Genomic DNA, 14,684 nt, shown 5'->3' on the forward strand with positions numbered 1-14,684 from the left:
CGGTCGGGCATCGAACCGCTGCAATTCGCCGCTCGGGTCACCCCGAGTCGCGGTGAGAAAACGACGCGGAGAGAAGAATATGGCCGACGACATCACCGAGACCAGCCAGACTGTTGCCGCCGGCCAGTTGCGCGCCTTCATCGAGCGTATCGAGCGGCTCGAGGAAGAGAAGAAGACGATTGCCGACGACATCAAGGAAGTGTTCGCCGAGGCCAAGGGCACCGGCTTCGACACTAAGGCGATGCGGTCGATCATCCGGCTGCGCAAGAAGGACCAGGCCGAGCGGCAGGAAGAGGAGTCCATCCTCGATCTGTACAAGGCCGCGCTTGGAATGGTGTAGGCCGGTAATAGCCTTGGGCGCCGGTTGCGGCGCCCCTCAACGGTTCGAACATGAGCGAATTCGATTTTGGCGCCCGCCGCGCCTCTGAATTCCGCCAACGCAGCTTCTGGACGCTGTTCGCGGAACGGCATCCGGATGAAAGGGCTCTGCTGGCGAGGCGTGGACCGTGGTTCTGGCAGCGTGGGCTGCCCGACTTCGCATTGGTCCTTTCCATGTACGTCGCGCCTGCGCAGAATCATGTCGGCGTCTTCTTCGGCCGCAACGAGAAGTTCGGTGCCACGCAAGCCTGGTCGCGGCTGAAGCCGTTCCAGCCGGCCATCGAAGACAGGCTGAAGCTCAGGCCAGAACAAAGTTGCGACGGCCTCGGCATCAATTCGATGTGGCGGGTGAATTGTTTTGCCGAAGACAATTGGCCGGCGATGACCGACTGGCTGGTGACGGAAGCCTCGCGTTTCGAGCGCGCGATTGCCGAAGTTCTGGGTCAGGAATAAAGCAGGGTTTCCAGACGCAATCCTTGTGGAAGGGTTGCGCTGGTGAGCAGAGCGAGGAGCCGGTCGATCGATGACGATCATGTCGCGCGTTGCCGCCTTCTTCCGCTCACGCTGGCTCGGCGGCGTGCCGCTCGATCGGCTGTTCTGGCGCGACCTGGTCGTTGTCGGCACAGCGATCAACGTCGCGTCATCGGTGGCGGCGCTCATTCTGCTCGGGCTGAAGTTGCCGCTTGCGCTGGTTCTGGCGGTGCATTTCGCGCCGGTGCCCTACAACATCTTCCTGACTTTTGCCGTTTGGCGAACTGCCGGAAAATCAAGTGGCGCCAAGGCCTCGCTGATGACGCTTGGCGCCACGTTGTGGCTGATCCTGGTGGTCGTGGCCTGACGATCAGGCGGCCGGCTCGAATTTGAGCGCCACGCCGTTGATGCAATAGCGCAGGCCGGTCGGCGGCGGGCCGTCCTCGAAGACGTGGCCGAGATGGCTGCCGCAGCGGGCGCAATGGCATTCGGTGCGGACCATGCCGTAGCTGCGGTCGACAGTAGTCTCGAGCGAACCCGGCACCGGGTCGTTGAAGCTCGGCCAGCCGGTGCCGCTCTCGAATTTCAGCTTGGATTCAAACAAGGGTTGGTCGCAGCCGACGCAGGAGAAGGTGCCGGCGCGCTTCTCGTGCAGCAGGGCGCAGCTTCCCGGCCGCTCGGTGCCGTGGTTGCGCATCACCGCATATTGCTCAGGCGTCAGCCGGGCGCGCCATTCGGCGTCGGTGCGGGTAACGGGGTAGGTGTGGCTGTCCATTTTTTCCTCTTAGCTTAGGTCGCTATTTGGGTTGCCTTCCCAACTTCGCCTGAAATAGGGATTTGTTACCGCGTTTGCCCGTATTTCTATCCTGTCGCGAAGAATTCCTCAGGCGATGGCGGCGAGATAGCGCGCAACCGATGCTGAAAATGCCGCCTTTGCATCTCCGATGACGTTCTGGTTCCACCACGCGCCATAGATATGGTCGAACGCGAAAGGCTCCAGCGCGGCCTTGATGCCGAGCACTTTCGAAGCGTTGAGCGGGATGTAGTTCGGGTAGCTGTACATGAAGCTGAGATGGCGGCGAGTCGGCGTCACCTGCACGATGTCGCCGGCCAGGATGGCATTGCCGCCGTCGCGCTTCCAGTGCAGCACCTGGCCACCGGCAAAGTGGCCGCCGCAGCGGATGAGCGTCAGCGACGGGTTTATGGCGCGCGTCTCGCCTTGCCAGCTGATGATCGCCGGATGCGGCCGCATGATCCACTGACGATCATCGGCGTGCAGATAAATCGGCACGCCGCCAAACGCCTCGCTCCACTCGACCATTGCCGAATAATAATGGCAGTGCGAAATGGCGATCGCGGCCAGGCCGCCCCGGCGGTTGATCTCGGCCACCGCCTCGTCGCTGACCATCGAAATGCAGTCCCACAGCACATTGCCGTGCGGCGTTTGCGCCAGCAATGCCCGCTGGCCGATGGCGAAGCGCGGCTCGATGCCGAAGGCGAGCACGCCGGCGTCGTCTCTCATCGCGAGCCGATGGCCGGCGGCGAGCTCTTCCGGCGTGATCCAGGCCTGGCCCTCCCAGCGCACATATTGCCGCTCGTCCTCGCAGATCGGGCAATGTCGCGACGGCGTCGCTGTCGCCGCGAACTGGACACCGCATTGCAGGCAAAGGAAACAGGTCGACCTTCCTGTTTTGCGTGGATCCATTCAGTGCTTCCTTGAAAGTTGCTTCGTCGCGGCTTCGAGGCCGGCGAGCGTCAGTGGAAACATGCGGCCGTCAAAAATATCGCGGATCATGGCAATCGAATGGGTAAAACCCCAGTTCTTCTCGGCTTCCGGGTTGAGCCATATGGCATTTGGCCATTGCTGCAGCAACCGGCCAAGCCAGACGGCGCCGGCCTCCTTGTTCCAATGCTCGACCGAGCCGCCGGGATGGGCGATCTCGTAGGGGCTCATCGAGGCGTCGCCGACGACGATCACCTTGTAGTCGGGGCCATATTTATGCAGGAGATCGAAGGTCGGAATCACCTCGGCATGGCGGCGGCGATTGTCCTTCCACACGCCCTCGTAGAGGCAGTTGTGGAAGTAGAAATATTCGAGCTGGCGGAATTCGGCGCGGGCAGCCGAAAATAGCTCCTCGAGGCTCCTGATGTGGTCGTCCATCGAGCCGCCGACATCGAAGAACATCAGCAGCTTGACCGCATTGCGACGTTCGGGTTGTGTCTTAACGTCGAGATATCCGTGCTCGGCGGTGGCGTGGATGGTGCCTGGCAGGTCGAATTCCTCTTCGGCACCTTCGCGCACCCAGCGGCGCAGGCGTTTCAGCGCGACCTTGATATTGCGGGTGCCGAGCTCGACGGCATCATCGAAATTCCTGAACTCGCGTTTGTCCCAGACTTTTACCGCGCGGCGGTTGCGGCTTTCGTGCTGGCCGATGCGCACGCCTTCGGGATTGTAGCCATAGGCGCCGAAGGGCGAGGTGCCGCCGGTGCCGATCCATTTCGAACCGCCCTGATGCCGGCCCTTTTGCTCCTCCAGCCGCTTCTTCAGCCTCGCCATCAGCTTTTCGAAGCCGCCCAGCGCCTCGACCAGCTTCTTCTCCTCATCGGTCAGGTGCTTTTCGGCGAGCCTCCGCAGCCATTCCTCCGGGATGTTTGCGACATCGACCGGGTTTTCGCCAGCCCGCGCCTCGACACCTTTGAAGATGTGCGAAAAGACCTGGTCGAAGCGGTCGATGTGGCGCTCGTCCTTCACCAGAGCGGCGCGGGCGAGATAGTAAAAGCCCTCGACATCATAGTCGACCAGCCCGGCCTCCAGCCCCTCCAGCAGCGACAGATATTCGCGGAGCGAGACCGGAACCCGCGCTGCCTTCAGTTCGAGGAAGAAGGGGATGAACATCTCACGGTCTACAGCAGATCATACTCGATGAAGCCGGTCCTGCGCGCCACATGGTCGTAGAGCTTGCGTGCGGTGGTGTTGGTCTCGTGCGTCATCCAGTAGACGTTCTTGACGCCGATCTTGCCGGCTTCCTGCCTGACCGCTTCGATCAGGGCGGCGCCGACGCCCTTGCCGCGCACATCGGGGTCGGCAAACAGGTCCTGCAGATAGCAGTTGTTTATCTCCGACCAGCAGGAGCGATGGTAGAGATAGTGCGTCAGGCCGACGGCCTTGCCGTCGAGGGTGGCGATGAAGCCTTTCGGCTCGAACTCGCCCGCCGTGAACAGCCGCTTCCAGGTGACGGCGTAAACCGCTTCCGGCAACTTGGTTTCGTAGAAGGTGAGATAGGCGGTCCACAGACGCCGCCAATCGGCATGGTCGGATTGCGCCAATGGGCGGACGGTGATCTCGGTCATTTCATTTCCCTCTGAACTCGGCAACCCGAAGCTGCCTCCGTCCCTGACCAAGGGCAACGGTCCAGCGACGGGAAACCGCTGTCCGAGGGCTTTCGTCGGCTTCCGACTGACCAGCCCCTCACCCCTGCCGTCTCGCCATGAAGGCCAGGCGCTCGAACAGATGCACGTCCTGTTCGTTCTTCAGCAACGCGCCATGCAGTTTCGGCAACGCATTCTTCGGGTCGGCGCGCAGGTCCTCGGGCGCGATGTCGTCGGCGACCAGCAGGCGGATCCAGTCGAGTGCCTCGGAGGTCGACGGCTTCTTCTTCAGGCCGGGCACATCGCGGATCTCATAGAACTGGGTCAATGCCGCTCGCACCAGTTTCTGCTTGATGCCGGGATAATGCACGTCGACGATTTTGTGCAAAGTGTCGACGTCGGGGAAGCGGATGTAGTGGAAGAAGCAGCGGCGCAGGAAGGCGTCCGGCAATTCCTTCTCGTTGTTGGAGGTGATGATGACGATCGGCCGGACGGTGGCGCGGATGGTCTCGCCGGTCTCGTAGACGAAGAACTCCATCCTATCCAATTCCTGCAACAGATCGTTGGGGAACTCGATATCGGCCTTGTCGATCTCGTCGATCAGAAGCACGACTTTCTTGCCGGCCGCAAAGGCATTCCATAATTTGCCGCGCTTGATGTAATTGCGAATGTCGTTGAAGCGCTCGTCGCCGAGCTGGCTGTCGCGCAGCCGCGAGACGGCATCGTATTCATAGAGACCCTGCTGCGCCCGCGTGGTCGATTTGACGTGCCATTCGATCAGATCCAGACCGAGCGCTGCCGCCACCTGGCGGGCAAGTTCGGTCTTGCCGGTGCCGGGCTCGCCCTTGACCAGCAACGGCCGCTCCAGCGCGATCGCCGCGTTGACCGCCACCATCAGATCCTTGTCGGCAACATAGGCTGCCGTGCCTTCGAAACGCATTTTTGCTCCCGGGTTCATCGCGCGACCCTAAGGACGCGGCCTTCGCTGTGCAAGGCGCTGCTGGCGAAGCGGGGATCTTGCCGGCGCTGACCTCGTTGAGGGGTTCTGCGTCGATTTAAGACTCGAAGCGTGTCGTCTCTCTGGCGCTGGGCCTGCCGTCTGCCTATATTGGCGGGGACGGTCTGCGCTTCCCGGCAGGAGAACATTTTCCCCGGGGCCTTAATGATCCCTAGGGAGCTGTCCCTGGGAAGACCCGTGGGTTTTCTCATACGGCGCCCACCTACTTTGTAGGTTCCCGGGATCGCTCTCTCCACCGGTTGTGTGGATCGTCACTCACATTTCAGTGGGCCATGCGGTAGGAAACGTCGCTCCCAAAACCCCGTCCAGATCCGACTTTTTCTATCTTGACTCCATGACCTTCCGAAAAGACCTGAAAAAAAATCTCCGCAACGAAGCCCTCGGCCGCCGCGATGCGCTCGATCCGTTCTGGCGGGTAGAGGCAGCACTCGAAATGGCCGAGACGGCGCGCGACTGGATCACCGTCGAGCCGGGCCAGATCGTCTCAGGCTTCTGGCCGATGCGCTCGGAAGTCGACGTCCGGCCGCTGATGTTTGCCTTGCGCGAAAAGGGCGCGAGGCTCTGCCTGCCGGCCATTCTCGACAAGACCACCATCGTTTTTCGCGAACTGGTGCGCGGCGCGCCAATGATCGACATGGGCTTCGGCACCGTCGGGCCGCATGAGGAAGCCGAGGTACTCGATCCGCAGGTGATGCTGGTGCCGCTTGCCGCCTTCGATGCGCGCGGCCACCGCATCGGTTACGGCGCCGGCTATTACGACCGGGCGATCGCGCGGCTGGCCGACAACGGACAGCAGCCGCGGCTGATCGGCATTGCCTTCGACTGCCAGGAGGTGGCCCTGGTGCCGGACGAGCCGCATGACGTGATCATTCCGGAAATACTCACCGAGAGCGGGTTGCGCCTGTTCGCGCCGAAATTGTAGATAAGTTCCTGGACGCATGGTCTTTTCCGAAAGTCATGCAGCTTTTTGCTTCGCTGACCTTCAGTTCAGGATCACGCTTATATGAGACTTCTCTTTCTCGGCGACATGGTCGGCAAGACAGGACGTACGGCGGTGTGGGAACAACTGCCCGGCCTGATCTCGGATTTCAAACTCGACTTCGTCATCGTCAATGGCGAGAACGCCGCCGGCGGCTTCGGCATCACCGAGGAGATTTTTCGCGAGACGATCTCGGCCGGCGCCGATGTCGTCACCACCGGCAACCATGTCTGGGACCAACGCGATGCGCTGATTTTCGCGCCGCGCGAGGAACGCTTCCTGCGTCCGTCCAACTTCCCGAAAGGCACGCCGGGGCGCGGCTCAGGCGTCTACATCGCCAGGAACGGCGCGCGCGTGCTGGTCGCCAACATCATGGGCCGGGTGTTCATGCATCCCGAGCTCGACGATCCGTTCCAGGCCGGCGAGCGCGAACTTGCCGCTTGTCCGCTTGGCGAGCAGGCCGATGCGATCGTCATCGATTTCCATGCCGAGGCGACCTCGGAAAAAATGTGCTTCGCCCATTTCGTCGACGGCCGTGCCAGCCTTGTTGTCGGCACCCACACGCATCAGCCGACCGGCGATCACCAGATCCTCAATGGCGGCACCGGTTATATTTCCGATGCCGGCATGTGCGGCGATTACGATTCCTCGCTCGGCATGGACAAGGAGGAGCCGCTCAACCGGTTTTTGTCCAAGGTGCCGAAAGGCCGTTTCGAGGCGTCGACCGGACCGGCGACATTGTGCGGCGTCGGCGTCGACATTTCCGACCGTAGCGGCCTGACTGAACGGATCGCGCCGTTTCGCCGCGGCCCGCGGCTGGAGGAAACGGCTCCTTCCTTCTGGTCGTGACATTGATATGGACGCTTGCAATACCCAATTGCCGGCGAAACTGCTCTAGATCGTAGAGGGGACGACCTCCATGCAGCTAGTCGAATTCCTGGCGCCGCATTTCGCCTTTGTCTCCGACCCGACGGCATGGGTCGCGCTGCTGACGCTGATCGTGCTGGAGGTCGTGCTCGGCATCGACAATCTGATCTTCATCTCGATTTTGACCAACAAATTGCCGGTAGCGCAGCGAGCCCGCGCCCGGCGGCTCGGCATCTCCGCCGCGCTGGTGATGCGGCTGATCCTGCTGGCCACCATCTCGATCATCGTCCAGTTGACGATGCCGATATTCACCGCCTTCGGCCACGGCTTTTCATGGCGCGACCTGATCCTGATTGCCGGCGGCCTGTTCCTCGTCTGGAAGGCGACCAAGGAGATCCACCACACGGTCGATCTCGATGATCACCAGGACACGATGATGGGCGAAACACTGCAGCTGTCGCTGGCCGGCGCCATTTTCCAGATATTGCTGCTCGACCTCGTCTTCTCGATCGACTCGATCATCACCGCCGTCGGCATGACCGACGAAATCGCGATCATGTACATCGCGGTGATCGTGGCGGTGAGCGTGATGATGCTGGCGGCCGGGCCGCTGGCCGATTTCATCGCCAGGAACCCCAGCATCGTCATGCTGGCGCTAGGGTTCCTGCTGATGATCGGCATGACGCTGATCGCCGACGGCATGGGTTACCACGTTCCGAAGGGCTACATCTACGCTGCCATGGGTTTTTCGGCACTGGTCGAAGGGCTCAACATGCTGGCCCGGCGGCGGAAGAAGGCAAAGGGCGGCGGGCACTGAGGATGGCCCACCGCGGTTGACCTAATGCCCCGGCAAACCCTTCGGATGGCGGTCGCCGGTCAGGCCAAGCGTCAGGCCTTGCTCGAGCCACGCCTTGGCGCCGGCGAGCACCAGCGCAAAACCGCCGGTCGAGTCGATCGCCTGCTTGACCTGCTCATCGGGGCTGCCGGCAAAGCCGAAATTGTGGACCTCGAGAAAGGTCGTGCCGCCCGGCATCTCGGTAAAGGTCCACACCACCGTGGTCGGCGGATCGCTCCATTGCATGACGATCTTCTCGTTCGGCACGATCTCGCTGACCGTTACCGTCGTCGAGACGCCATACATGCGCCATTCCCAATGGATTTCCTTGCCGCTGTCCAGCCTGTCGCTGCCGTGGGTGAACCAGAATTTTGTCGTGATCGCCGGATCAACGATAGCTTCGAACACGTCGGCGACCGGCCGCCTTATCAGCATGCCGGCTTCGGCGGTCGGTGTTTCACGGATTTCCATAGCGTCCTCCTTTCCACGGCGCCGCCCCGGTTCACCAAGCATCGGGTTCGCGCACGAGGTGAATGATGTTGGCCGGGTTGGTGATCCAGCCGCCGCGAAAGCCTTCACCCAGTGCCTCGATGGCGTCGCAGCGCACGACGCCGGCCTTGGCGAGATGGTCCGCCGCGCCTGGAAAATCATCGGTGAACAGTTCCAGCCAGACCTCGGCCTGACTAAGCATCGGCGCCTCGTCGATCCACAGGCGATTGGGACCGAGTTCAAAGCCGATAGCGGGCGCCTTGGCCGTGAATGGCTTCAGGCCGATGACGTCGCGATAGAAGGCGATCGTTGCCTGGTATTGATGTGGCGGCACTTTCATGGCGATGTTGATGCCGCCGCTGATCTTCGCGGTCATTTGCTGGCTCCATTCCCGTGTTCAGGTTCGATTGGCCGGTTCGGTCCAGAACCCGCTATGCCAAATTGATTTGCCAGGAGACTCCGAACCTGTCGTTGAGCCATGCAAACCGGCGGCTGAAACCATAATTGTCCAGCGGCATCAGAAATTTGCCGTCCTTGGCCAGGGCCTCGACAATGCCGTTCAGCTCTGCCTCCGTGGAGCAATCCACATACAGCGAGACCGACGGCGTGAATGTGAAGGCATGGTGCACGGGGCTGTTGTAGACCATCACTTCCAGACCGCTTATGGACACGCGCGCCAGCTTGACCGTCCCTTCCGGGCCGTCTTCGCCGGAGCCGTAACGTGTGACGTCAAGGACGCTGCTGTCGGGGATCGTCTCGCAATAGAAGGTCATTGCCTCTTCGGCCTTGCCCTCGAACATCAGAAATGGCGTCACTTGCTTCATCGCAGGCCTCCGTCATCTTGGGGGTTTTTCAGATGTTGTTCTCGTTGGCCGGCTCGCCCTTCATCTCGCTGCGGTAATAGCCGTCGCGCAGATTGATGCCGTATTCGACATAGGCCTTCATGCAGGCCAGCATCTGCGACCAGCCCTCGCAATTGAGATAGGACTTCTTCAGGCCGACCGCGTCCTCGCGCCAGCCGGTCTCGGCGATGGTGACAAAGGTGCCGCCATCATCGAGCGGTTCGAAATTCATCTCGATGCGGGTCTTGTAGGCTGGCTTGCCGTCGGCATCGGAGGCGTCCCAGTGCAGCACCATGCGGCTGTCCTTGATCACTTCGTCGACCTCGACGGGGACCTTGCCCCACCAGACAACACCGGCACCAGCCACCAGCGGCGCGCTGGCGCCGCCGATCGTAGTGAAATAGCCGCTAAGCTTCTTCGGATTGACGACCGCGTCGAAGACTTCGGCGACAGGTTTGCCGATGCGGCCCGAAACCCTGAATCCAAGAGACATATCCACAGCTCCTTCCTTGAATGGCTCAACGATATGTTATAGAAAAATAACATGTCAAGCCATTCGCAGGACGACAATGTTTTCAAGGCGCTGGCGCATCCGCGCCGGCGTGAGTTGCTGGACCGGCTGAAGGATGCGCCGCAGACCACCGGCATGTTGTGCGATGCCTTCCCCGACATGGACCGCTGCACGATCATGCTGCATCTGAAAGTGCTGGAGGAGGCAGACATGGTCGTGGCGCGGCGCGAGGGCCGCGAGCGTTGGAACCATCTCAACGCCCTGCCGATCAAGCACATCCACGACCGCTGGATCAGCCAATATGCCACGCACGCGATCAGCATTCTCGACCGGCTGGAGTCCGATCTGGAGGGGTGAACGGCCGCCGAAGCCTGCCTTTTCGGGTCTCAAGCCCTTGCGTGTCGTCTGCCACGGCGCGGCTGGACGAATTGAGCCGATTTATCTATAAGCCGGCCATTCCGACATAGAGCGCCGTACGTCCGTCCGGACGCAGCAGGACGTTCTGAGATTTTGAATTCGAGCACTTTGCAAGGCGCCGGGTGGTTCACCAGGCCGCGGATGCTCTAGCCGAGAAGACGACAGGGGTGCCATGGCTGGCCATTCACAGTTCAAGAACATCATGCACCGCAAGGGCCGTCAGGATGCGGTGCGATCGAAAATGTTTTCCAAGCTGGCGCGCGAAATCACCGTCGCCGCCAAGAGCGGCACGCCCGATCCATCGATGAACCCTCGCCTGCGCCTTGCGGTGCAGAACGCCAAGGCGGTGTCGATGCCGAAGGACAACATCCAGCGCGCCATCAACAAGGCGTCGATGGGCGATGCCGAGACCTACGAGGCCGTGCGCTACGAGGGTTATGGGCCGGGCGGCGTCGCGCTAATCGTCGAGGCGCTGACCGATAACCGCAACCGCTCGGCGTCGAATGTGCGCGCTGCCTTCACCAAGGCCGGCGGGGCGATGGGCGAGACCGGCTCGGTGTCGTTCATGTGGGACCGCGTCGGTGAGATCTACTATCCGGCATCGGCCGGCAGCGCCGAAAAGGTGATGGACGCGGCGATCGAGGCCGGCGCCGACGACGTCCAGTCGGACGAGGAAGGCCACACGATCTACTGCGCCTTCGAGAACCTCGGCGAGGTGTCGAAGGCGCTGGAAGGCGCGCTCGGCGAGGCTGAATCGGTGAAGCCGATCTGGAAGCCGCAGACCAATATCGCGGTCGACGAGGAGCGGGCACAATCGCTGATGAAGCTGGTCGCGACGCTTGAAGATGACGACGACGTGCAGAGCGTCTACGCCAATTTCGAGGTCGACGAGGAGACCTTGGCGAAGCTCAGCGCGGCATGACCCAACACGCGCTGCCTACAGTCCGCATCACCTATTGCACGCAGTGCCTGTGGCTGCTCAGGGCCGGCTGGATGGCGCAGGAGCTGCTGTCCACCTTCGGCACCGATCTCGGCGAAGTGACGCTGGTGCCCGGTACCGGCGGCATCTTCACCATTTCCTGCAATGACACGCTGGTCTGGGACCGCAAACGTGACGGCGGTTTTCCCGACGCCGCAAAGCTCAAGCAACTGGTTCGCGACGTCATCGATCCGGATCGCGATCTCGGCCATGCCGATCGCAAGGGTCATAAGTCGAAGGACCCTGCCTGAGGGTCTTCTTGCCCCGGCATTCACCGCCACGCGAAGATAAAGCAGCCCAGCGCCACGATGGCGGTGATGGTGCGGACATGGTTCCACATCACCCAGTCCTTGAGATAAGTGGCCCATACCGCGGCGCCGTTGGCGCTTGCCGGATCGACTGCGGCCAGGGCGTTGTTGAGCGGCACGTTGAACATCATCGTCACTATCGGGTTGCCGACGAGATAGATCAGGGCGCCGGCGAGAAGCCAGAACGCGCCCGGCTGGCTCCAGCCGATAAGAGCGCCGGCGGCAAGCACAAGACAGACCAGCCCGGTGCCGAATAGCGCGGTCATGAATGCCGGCGTAATCACGGTGATGTTGATCGAATTCATGGCGGCGATGCCGCCTCCGGCAGGCAAGCGGGCGAGCGCCGGCATGATAAAGTTGGAGAAGGCGAAGAAAACGCCGCCGACAACGCCTGAGCCAATGGCAGCGACGAAGGTGAGGGTGGGAAGCAGTTTCATGATCATGTCAGTTCCTCCAGATGCCCGTGGCGGCGGTTTCGGTTGCGTAGGTGGAAAAGTCTTTTGGGGCGCGGCCGAGCACGCGCTGGACGCCGTCGGTCAGCGTTTCGTTGCGGCCGTCGAGCACTTCGGTGAACAGCTCGTTGAGCAGCCAGGCGAACTCGGCCGGCAACTCGTGCTCGGCTATGGCGGCGGTGAACTCGGCATGGGAAACCCGCTTGAAACGGATGTCGCGGCCTGCGGCCCTGCCGATCTCGGCGACCGCGTCGGCAAAGCTCAGCAGCCGCGGCCCGGTCAGCTCATAGAGCTCTCCGACATGTCCTTGCCGGGTTAGTACGGTAAAGGCGGCCTCCGCGATATCGTCGGCATCCACAAATGGTTCGCCCACACTGCCGACCGGCAACGCCACCTCGCCCTCCTGCAAAGATTCGACGAGGAAGCCTTCGCTGAAGTTCTGGGAAAACCAGGCGCAGCGCAGGATCGTCCAATCGGCGCCTGAAGCTTTGAGCATCTCTTCGGCGCGCTGTGCTTCCGTTTCGCCGCGCCCCGACAGCAGTACCAGCCGGCGCACACCACACTCCACGGCAAGACGAGAGAAGGCGCCGACGGTGTCGGCCGCGCCGGGCACCGCAAGATCAGGATAGTAGCTGATGTAGACGGCGCCGACACCATCAAGCGCGGGTTCCCAGGTCGTGCTATTTTCCCAGTCGAAGGGCGGCGTACCCGAGCGCGAGCCGATCTGCACCGGCAGGCCCCGCGCCGTCAGCCGCTCGGCGAGACGGCGGCCGGTCTTGCCGGTGCCGCCGAGGATCAAAGTTGGTTTCGTTACAGTAGGGTTCATGTCGATTTTCCTCAGTTTGCAAATGTGAGCAATCCTCACATTTGCCAAACGTGATAAACCCTCGTATTTTGCGAGTCAAGCCAATTTGTTGATTGTTCGCCTGGAGACAGTGATGGAAGGCTCTGCCGTATCGGATTCACAGGATGGCCAGATCGCATCGCCGCGCCGAACGCCGAGCCAGCAGCGTAGCCGCGAGCGGGTCGAGCGCATGCTGGCCGCAGCGTCGGCGCTGATCGCCGAGCAAGGCAGCGATGCGATGCGCATGGGCGAGGTGGCCGAGAGGGCTGGCGTGTCGATCGGCTCGCTCTACCAGTTCTTCCCGGACAAGCGGGCAATCATTTGGGCGCTGGCCGAACGCTACACCGCCGAAAGCCAGGCCTGCATCGCGGCGGCACTTGCCGACGTCAGTGACGCCGACGGCTTGCGCCAGGCGTTTTCGGAGCTGGTGGATATCTACTACCGGTTATTCCTGGCCGAGCCGGTGATGCGCGACATCTGGTCGGGGACACAGGCCGACAAAGCATTGCGCGAGCTTGAGCTTGCCGACAGCCGGGCCAACGCCGAATTCCTCACCACGGTGCTGAAGCGGTTGCGGCCGTCCGCCGATCCGGAAGCGCTGGAAACCACGGCATTTCTCATCTGGCAGATGGGCGAGGCCGCAATGCGGCTTGCGATTTCGGTCGACCGGCAAGAGGGTGACAGGCTGGTTGCGGCCTACAAGCGGATGGCTCTGCGAGAGTTGCTCGGCGCCTGACCGGCGCCGCGCGCATTCATTTTCCCTTGCCTGGCAAGGAGATGGCCGGCATCGTGCCCTTCGGCGGCCGATACTTCCGCCGCCATGCCTTCGGGCTCAGGCCGGTGATGCGCAGGAACTCACGGTTGAAGTTCGATTTGCTGAGGAAACCGGCGTCGAGCATGATGCGGGTGATCGGTTCGTCGGTCGCCGCGAGCAAGCGGCGGGCCTCATCGATCCTCCTGCCGTTGACGTATTGGGATACGCTCGATCCGTGGACGCGATTGACCGCCGATGACACTTGCCGTGCGGGGAGGCCGAGCCGCCTGGCGATGCGCCCGAGGTTGAGATCGACATCCTTGTAGAGATATTTCGATGTCATCAGCGCGTCGACCGCCGCCGCGACCGCGGAATCTTCGCTGGTCACCCGTGGCGTGGTTTGGGCGTGCGACACATCCACTTCCTCTTCGTCGGAAGCAGCGGTTTCGCTGGCAACAGCGGCCGCGCTGCCGAGCAGCATCAGCGCTAGGACGTTGGCGGCGGCAATCACCGCGCCGGAATGAGTGCCACCTGTCCATTCGAGGTCGAAGCTGATGATGATGTCGGTGACCGGCGATGCAAGGATCGCCAGCGCCGTCACCAACAGCGATCGGTAGGACCGCAAGACGCCGTCGAGACGCGATTCGACAAGAACATCCGGACCGGCCAGCGCCAGCCAAAGAAGGGCGGCGCCATAGGACAGGAAAACGAGGATGATCACCGGCCCGACCGGCTCGCGCCAGAAGATCAGGAGCAGGACAACCAGGCAGGCCGGCAGCAAATGCGGCCAGAGTGATGCCAGGCGATGCGCGGACGGTTCCTTCGTCAAACCGCTGAAGGCTATCCAGGCAAGGGGTGCGATCAGTGTCGCCAGGACCGACTGGAACGGCATGATTGCCCTGACATCATAACCCCAGCGAATGCCGATCAGCACCGACTGCAAGGCATAGGCGGCGATCAGCAGCATGAAGGCGATGTTTTCACGCAGATCGGCCTCGTTTCGGCGGACCATCTGCACGAGCAGGATGACCAGCAACAGGGCAACGACGAATGGCAGGGGAATGAAGATCATGATCGCAAGCGTGGTTCCAAAGCGGGCAGCGGCCGACAATGACCCGGATTGCGTTCGCGGTCGTCCCGGATCGCGATCAAGGTCGCGGAAATCGACGTT

General features: G+C 62.0%; 22 protein-coding genes and 1 other RNA gene. 11 read left to right on the forward strand and 12 right to left on the reverse strand.

The features are described 5' to 3' along the window. Positions 1–79: 79 nt before the first annotated feature. From NKI50_RS23995 to NKI50_RS24005, 3 genes are all read left to right on the forward strand, one after another. Positions 80–340, forward strand: coding sequence for a DUF2312 domain-containing protein (locus NKI50_RS23995; RefSeq protein WP_023719653.1), 261 nt, complete (start codon positions 80–82; stop codon positions 338–340). A gap of 50 nt (positions 341–390) precedes the next feature. Next, complete coding sequence (locus tag NKI50_RS24000) at positions 391–831, forward strand: hypothetical protein (RefSeq protein ID WP_023719652.1); 441 nt, start codon at positions 391–393, stop codon at positions 829–831. Between the two features lie 70 nt (positions 832–901). Next, positions 902–1,216 (forward strand): hypothetical protein, encoded by a 315-nt coding sequence (locus NKI50_RS24005; RefSeq protein ID WP_352480941.1) that lies wholly within the window; start codon positions 902–904, stop codon positions 1,214–1,216. A 3-nt stretch (positions 1,217–1,219) separates the two neighbouring features. Here the strand turns inward: NKI50_RS24005 and msrB are convergent, their stop codons facing one another. From msrB to NKI50_RS24030, 5 genes are all read right to left on the reverse strand, one after another. Next, the gene (msrB, locus tag NKI50_RS24010; protein WP_023719650.1) at positions 1,220–1,624 is read right to left on the reverse strand and encodes a peptide-methionine (R)-S-oxide reductase MsrB; all 405 of its coding nucleotides are present in this window, start codon (positions 1,622–1,624) and stop codon (positions 1,220–1,222) included. A gap of 108 nt (positions 1,625–1,732) precedes the next feature. Next, the gene (locus NKI50_RS24015) at positions 1,733–2,554 is read right to left on the reverse strand and encodes an MBL fold metallo-hydrolase (protein WP_352640124.1); all 822 of its coding nucleotides are present in this window, start codon (positions 2,552–2,554) and stop codon (positions 1,733–1,735) included. Continuing rightward, positions 2,555–3,745, reverse strand: a complete 1,191-nt coding sequence (locus NKI50_RS24020; RefSeq protein ID WP_352640125.1) for a vWA domain-containing protein — start codon at positions 3,743–3,745, stop codon at positions 2,555–2,557. It abuts the gene before it with no gap. Positions 3,746–3,753: 8 nt separating this feature from the next. Further along, positions 3,754–4,200 (reverse strand): GNAT family N-acetyltransferase, encoded by a 447-nt coding sequence (locus tag NKI50_RS24025; RefSeq protein WP_023719647.1) that lies wholly within the window; start codon positions 4,198–4,200, stop codon positions 3,754–3,756. A gap of 118 nt (positions 4,201–4,318) precedes the next feature. Beyond that, positions 4,319–5,158: an AAA family ATPase gene (locus tag NKI50_RS24030; RefSeq protein ID WP_023719646.1), complete on the reverse strand. Its 840-nt coding sequence runs from the start codon at positions 5,156–5,158 to the stop codon at positions 4,319–4,321. Between the two features lie 176 nt (positions 5,159–5,334). Between NKI50_RS24030 and ssrS the strand changes: the two genes are divergently transcribed. From ssrS to NKI50_RS24050, 4 genes are all read left to right on the forward strand, one after another. Beyond that, a non-coding RNA gene (gene ssrS, locus NKI50_RS24035) (6S RNA) lies at positions 5,335–5,490 on the forward strand. A gap of 80 nt (positions 5,491–5,570) precedes the next feature. Continuing rightward, the gene (locus NKI50_RS24040) at positions 5,571–6,158 is read left to right on the forward strand and encodes a 5-formyltetrahydrofolate cyclo-ligase (RefSeq protein WP_352640126.1); all 588 of its coding nucleotides are present in this window, start codon (positions 5,571–5,573) and stop codon (positions 6,156–6,158) included. 81 nt (positions 6,159–6,239) lie between these two features. Continuing rightward, positions 6,240–7,064 carry a TIGR00282 family metallophosphoesterase gene (locus NKI50_RS24045; protein ID WP_023678036.1) on the forward strand — a complete coding sequence of 275 codons (825 nt, stop codon included), beginning with the start codon at positions 6,240–6,242 and terminating at the stop codon, positions 7,062–7,064. A 70-nt stretch (positions 7,065–7,134) separates the two neighbouring features. Beyond that, positions 7,135–7,899, forward strand: coding sequence for a TerC family protein (locus NKI50_RS24050; RefSeq protein ID WP_352494148.1), 765 nt, complete (start codon positions 7,135–7,137; stop codon positions 7,897–7,899). A 21-nt stretch (positions 7,900–7,920) separates the two neighbouring features. Here the strand turns inward: NKI50_RS24050 and NKI50_RS24055 are convergent, their stop codons facing one another. The 4 genes from NKI50_RS24055 to NKI50_RS24070 are packed head-to-tail and all read right to left on the reverse strand — an operon-like array spanning position 7,921 to position 9,741. Next, on the reverse strand, positions 7,921–8,388 hold the full coding sequence (locus NKI50_RS24055) for an SRPBCC family protein (protein ID WP_352640127.1): 468 nt from the start codon (positions 8,386–8,388) through the stop codon (positions 7,921–7,923). Between the two features lie 31 nt (positions 8,389–8,419). Beyond that, on the reverse strand, positions 8,420–8,782 hold the full coding sequence (locus NKI50_RS24060; RefSeq protein WP_352640128.1) for a hypothetical protein: 363 nt from the start codon (positions 8,780–8,782) through the stop codon (positions 8,420–8,422). Between the two features lie 55 nt (positions 8,783–8,837). Beyond that, positions 8,838–9,230: a VOC family protein gene (locus tag NKI50_RS24065; RefSeq protein ID WP_352640129.1), complete on the reverse strand. Its 393-nt coding sequence runs from the start codon at positions 9,228–9,230 to the stop codon at positions 8,838–8,840. Positions 9,231–9,258: 28 nt separating this feature from the next. Further along, entirely contained in the window at positions 9,259–9,741 is a 483-nt protein-coding gene (locus tag NKI50_RS24070) for an SRPBCC domain-containing protein (RefSeq protein WP_352640130.1), read from the reverse strand. A gap of 51 nt (positions 9,742–9,792) precedes the next feature. Here NKI50_RS24070 and NKI50_RS24075 point away from each other — a divergent pair, with 51 nt between their 5' ends. From NKI50_RS24075 to NKI50_RS24085, 3 genes are all read left to right on the forward strand, one after another. Next, positions 9,793–10,116, forward strand: a complete 324-nt coding sequence (locus NKI50_RS24075) for an ArsR/SmtB family transcription factor (RefSeq protein ID WP_352640131.1) — start codon at positions 9,793–9,795, stop codon at positions 10,114–10,116. 232 nt (positions 10,117–10,348) lie between these two features. Continuing rightward, the gene (locus NKI50_RS24080) at positions 10,349–11,098 is read left to right on the forward strand and encodes a YebC/PmpR family DNA-binding transcriptional regulator (RefSeq protein ID WP_023678028.1); all 750 of its coding nucleotides are present in this window, start codon (positions 10,349–10,351) and stop codon (positions 11,096–11,098) included. Further along, positions 11,095–11,406 (forward strand): Rdx family protein, encoded by a 312-nt coding sequence (locus tag NKI50_RS24085; RefSeq protein WP_023719638.1) that lies wholly within the window; start codon positions 11,095–11,097, stop codon positions 11,404–11,406. The genes NKI50_RS24080 and NKI50_RS24085 overlap by 4 nt, the downstream gene beginning before the upstream one ends. Before the next feature lie 20 nt (positions 11,407–11,426). Here the strand turns inward: NKI50_RS24085 and NKI50_RS24090 are convergent, their stop codons facing one another. Beyond that, on the reverse strand, positions 11,427–11,906 hold the full coding sequence (locus NKI50_RS24090) for an anthrone oxygenase family protein (RefSeq protein WP_352480934.1): 480 nt from the start codon (positions 11,904–11,906) through the stop codon (positions 11,427–11,429). Between the two features lies 1 nt (position 11,907). Next, entirely contained in the window at positions 11,908–12,741 is an 834-nt protein-coding gene (locus NKI50_RS24095) for a Rossmann-fold NAD(P)-binding domain-containing protein (RefSeq protein WP_352640132.1), read from the reverse strand. A 112-nt stretch (positions 12,742–12,853) separates the two neighbouring features. Here NKI50_RS24095 and NKI50_RS24100 point away from each other — a divergent pair, with 112 nt between their 5' ends. Continuing rightward, positions 12,854–13,495: a TetR/AcrR family transcriptional regulator gene (locus tag NKI50_RS24100; protein WP_352480932.1), complete on the forward strand. Its 642-nt coding sequence runs from the start codon at positions 12,854–12,856 to the stop codon at positions 13,493–13,495. A 16-nt stretch (positions 13,496–13,511) separates the two neighbouring features. Here the strand turns inward: NKI50_RS24100 and NKI50_RS24105 are convergent, their stop codons facing one another. Next, positions 13,512–14,585 (reverse strand): helix-turn-helix domain-containing protein, encoded by a 1,074-nt coding sequence (locus tag NKI50_RS24105; RefSeq protein WP_352640133.1) that lies wholly within the window; start codon positions 14,583–14,585, stop codon positions 13,512–13,514. Positions 14,586–14,684: the final 99 nt, after the last annotated feature.

It is taken from the genome of Mesorhizobium sp. M0563 (assembly GCF_040321065.1).
In the GTDB taxonomy this organism is placed as follows: domain Bacteria; phylum Pseudomonadota; class Alphaproteobacteria; order Rhizobiales; family Rhizobiaceae; genus Mesorhizobium.

Excerpts from the sequence above, each read along its gene's own strand:
- NKI50_RS23995 (WP_023719653.1), top strand. The coding sequence starts at position 80 with ATGGCCGACGACATCACCGAGACCAGCCAGACTGTTGCCGCCGGCCAG.
- NKI50_RS24000 (WP_023719652.1), top strand. The coding sequence starts at position 391 with ATGAGCGAATTCGATTTTGGCGCCCGCCGCGCCTCTGAATTCCGCCAA.
- NKI50_RS24005 (WP_352480941.1), top strand. The coding sequence starts at position 902 with ATGACGATCATGTCGCGCGTTGCCGCCTTCTTCCGCTCACGCTGGCTC.
- msrB (WP_023719650.1), bottom strand. The coding sequence starts at position 1,624 with ATGGACAGCCACACCTACCCCGTTACCCGCACCGACGCCGAATGGCGC.
- NKI50_RS24015 (WP_352640124.1), bottom strand. The coding sequence starts at position 2,554 with ATGGATCCACGCAAAACAGGAAGGTCGACCTGTTTCCTTTGCCTGCAA.
- NKI50_RS24020 (WP_352640125.1), bottom strand. The coding sequence starts at position 3,745 with ATGTTCATCCCCTTCTTCCTCGAACTGAAGGCAGCGCGGGTTCCGGTC.
- NKI50_RS24025 (WP_023719647.1), bottom strand. The coding sequence starts at position 4,200 with ATGACCGAGATCACCGTCCGCCCATTGGCGCAATCCGACCATGCCGAT.
- NKI50_RS24030 (WP_023719646.1), bottom strand. The coding sequence starts at position 5,158 with ATGCGTTTCGAAGGCACGGCAGCCTATGTTGCCGACAAGGATCTGATG.
- NKI50_RS24040 (WP_352640126.1), top strand. The coding sequence starts at position 5,571 with ATGACCTTCCGAAAAGACCTGAAAAAAAATCTCCGCAACGAAGCCCTC.
- NKI50_RS24045 (WP_023678036.1), top strand. The coding sequence starts at position 6,240 with ATGAGACTTCTCTTTCTCGGCGACATGGTCGGCAAGACAGGACGTACG.
- NKI50_RS24050 (WP_352494148.1), top strand. The coding sequence starts at position 7,135 with ATGCAGCTAGTCGAATTCCTGGCGCCGCATTTCGCCTTTGTCTCCGAC.
- NKI50_RS24055 (WP_352640127.1), bottom strand. The coding sequence starts at position 8,388 with ATGGAAATCCGTGAAACACCGACCGCCGAAGCCGGCATGCTGATAAGG.
- NKI50_RS24060 (WP_352640128.1), bottom strand. The coding sequence starts at position 8,782 with ATGACCGCGAAGATCAGCGGCGGCATCAACATCGCCATGAAAGTGCCG.
- NKI50_RS24065 (WP_352640129.1), bottom strand. The coding sequence starts at position 9,230 with ATGAAGCAAGTGACGCCATTTCTGATGTTCGAGGGCAAGGCCGAAGAG.
- NKI50_RS24070 (WP_352640130.1), bottom strand. The coding sequence starts at position 9,741 with ATGTCTCTTGGATTCAGGGTTTCGGGCCGCATCGGCAAACCTGTCGCC.
- NKI50_RS24075 (WP_352640131.1), top strand. The coding sequence starts at position 9,793 with ATGTCAAGCCATTCGCAGGACGACAATGTTTTCAAGGCGCTGGCGCAT.
- NKI50_RS24080 (WP_023678028.1), top strand. The coding sequence starts at position 10,349 with ATGGCTGGCCATTCACAGTTCAAGAACATCATGCACCGCAAGGGCCGT.
- NKI50_RS24085 (WP_023719638.1), top strand. The coding sequence starts at position 11,095 with ATGACCCAACACGCGCTGCCTACAGTCCGCATCACCTATTGCACGCAG.
- NKI50_RS24090 (WP_352480934.1), bottom strand. The coding sequence starts at position 11,906 with ATGATCATGAAACTGCTTCCCACCCTCACCTTCGTCGCTGCCATTGGC.
- NKI50_RS24095 (WP_352640132.1), bottom strand. The coding sequence starts at position 12,741 with ATGAACCCTACTGTAACGAAACCAACTTTGATCCTCGGCGGCACCGGC.
- NKI50_RS24100 (WP_352480932.1), top strand. The coding sequence starts at position 12,854 with ATGGAAGGCTCTGCCGTATCGGATTCACAGGATGGCCAGATCGCATCG.
- NKI50_RS24105 (WP_352640133.1), bottom strand. The coding sequence starts at position 14,585 with ATGATCTTCATTCCCCTGCCATTCGTCGTTGCCCTGTTGCTGGTCATC.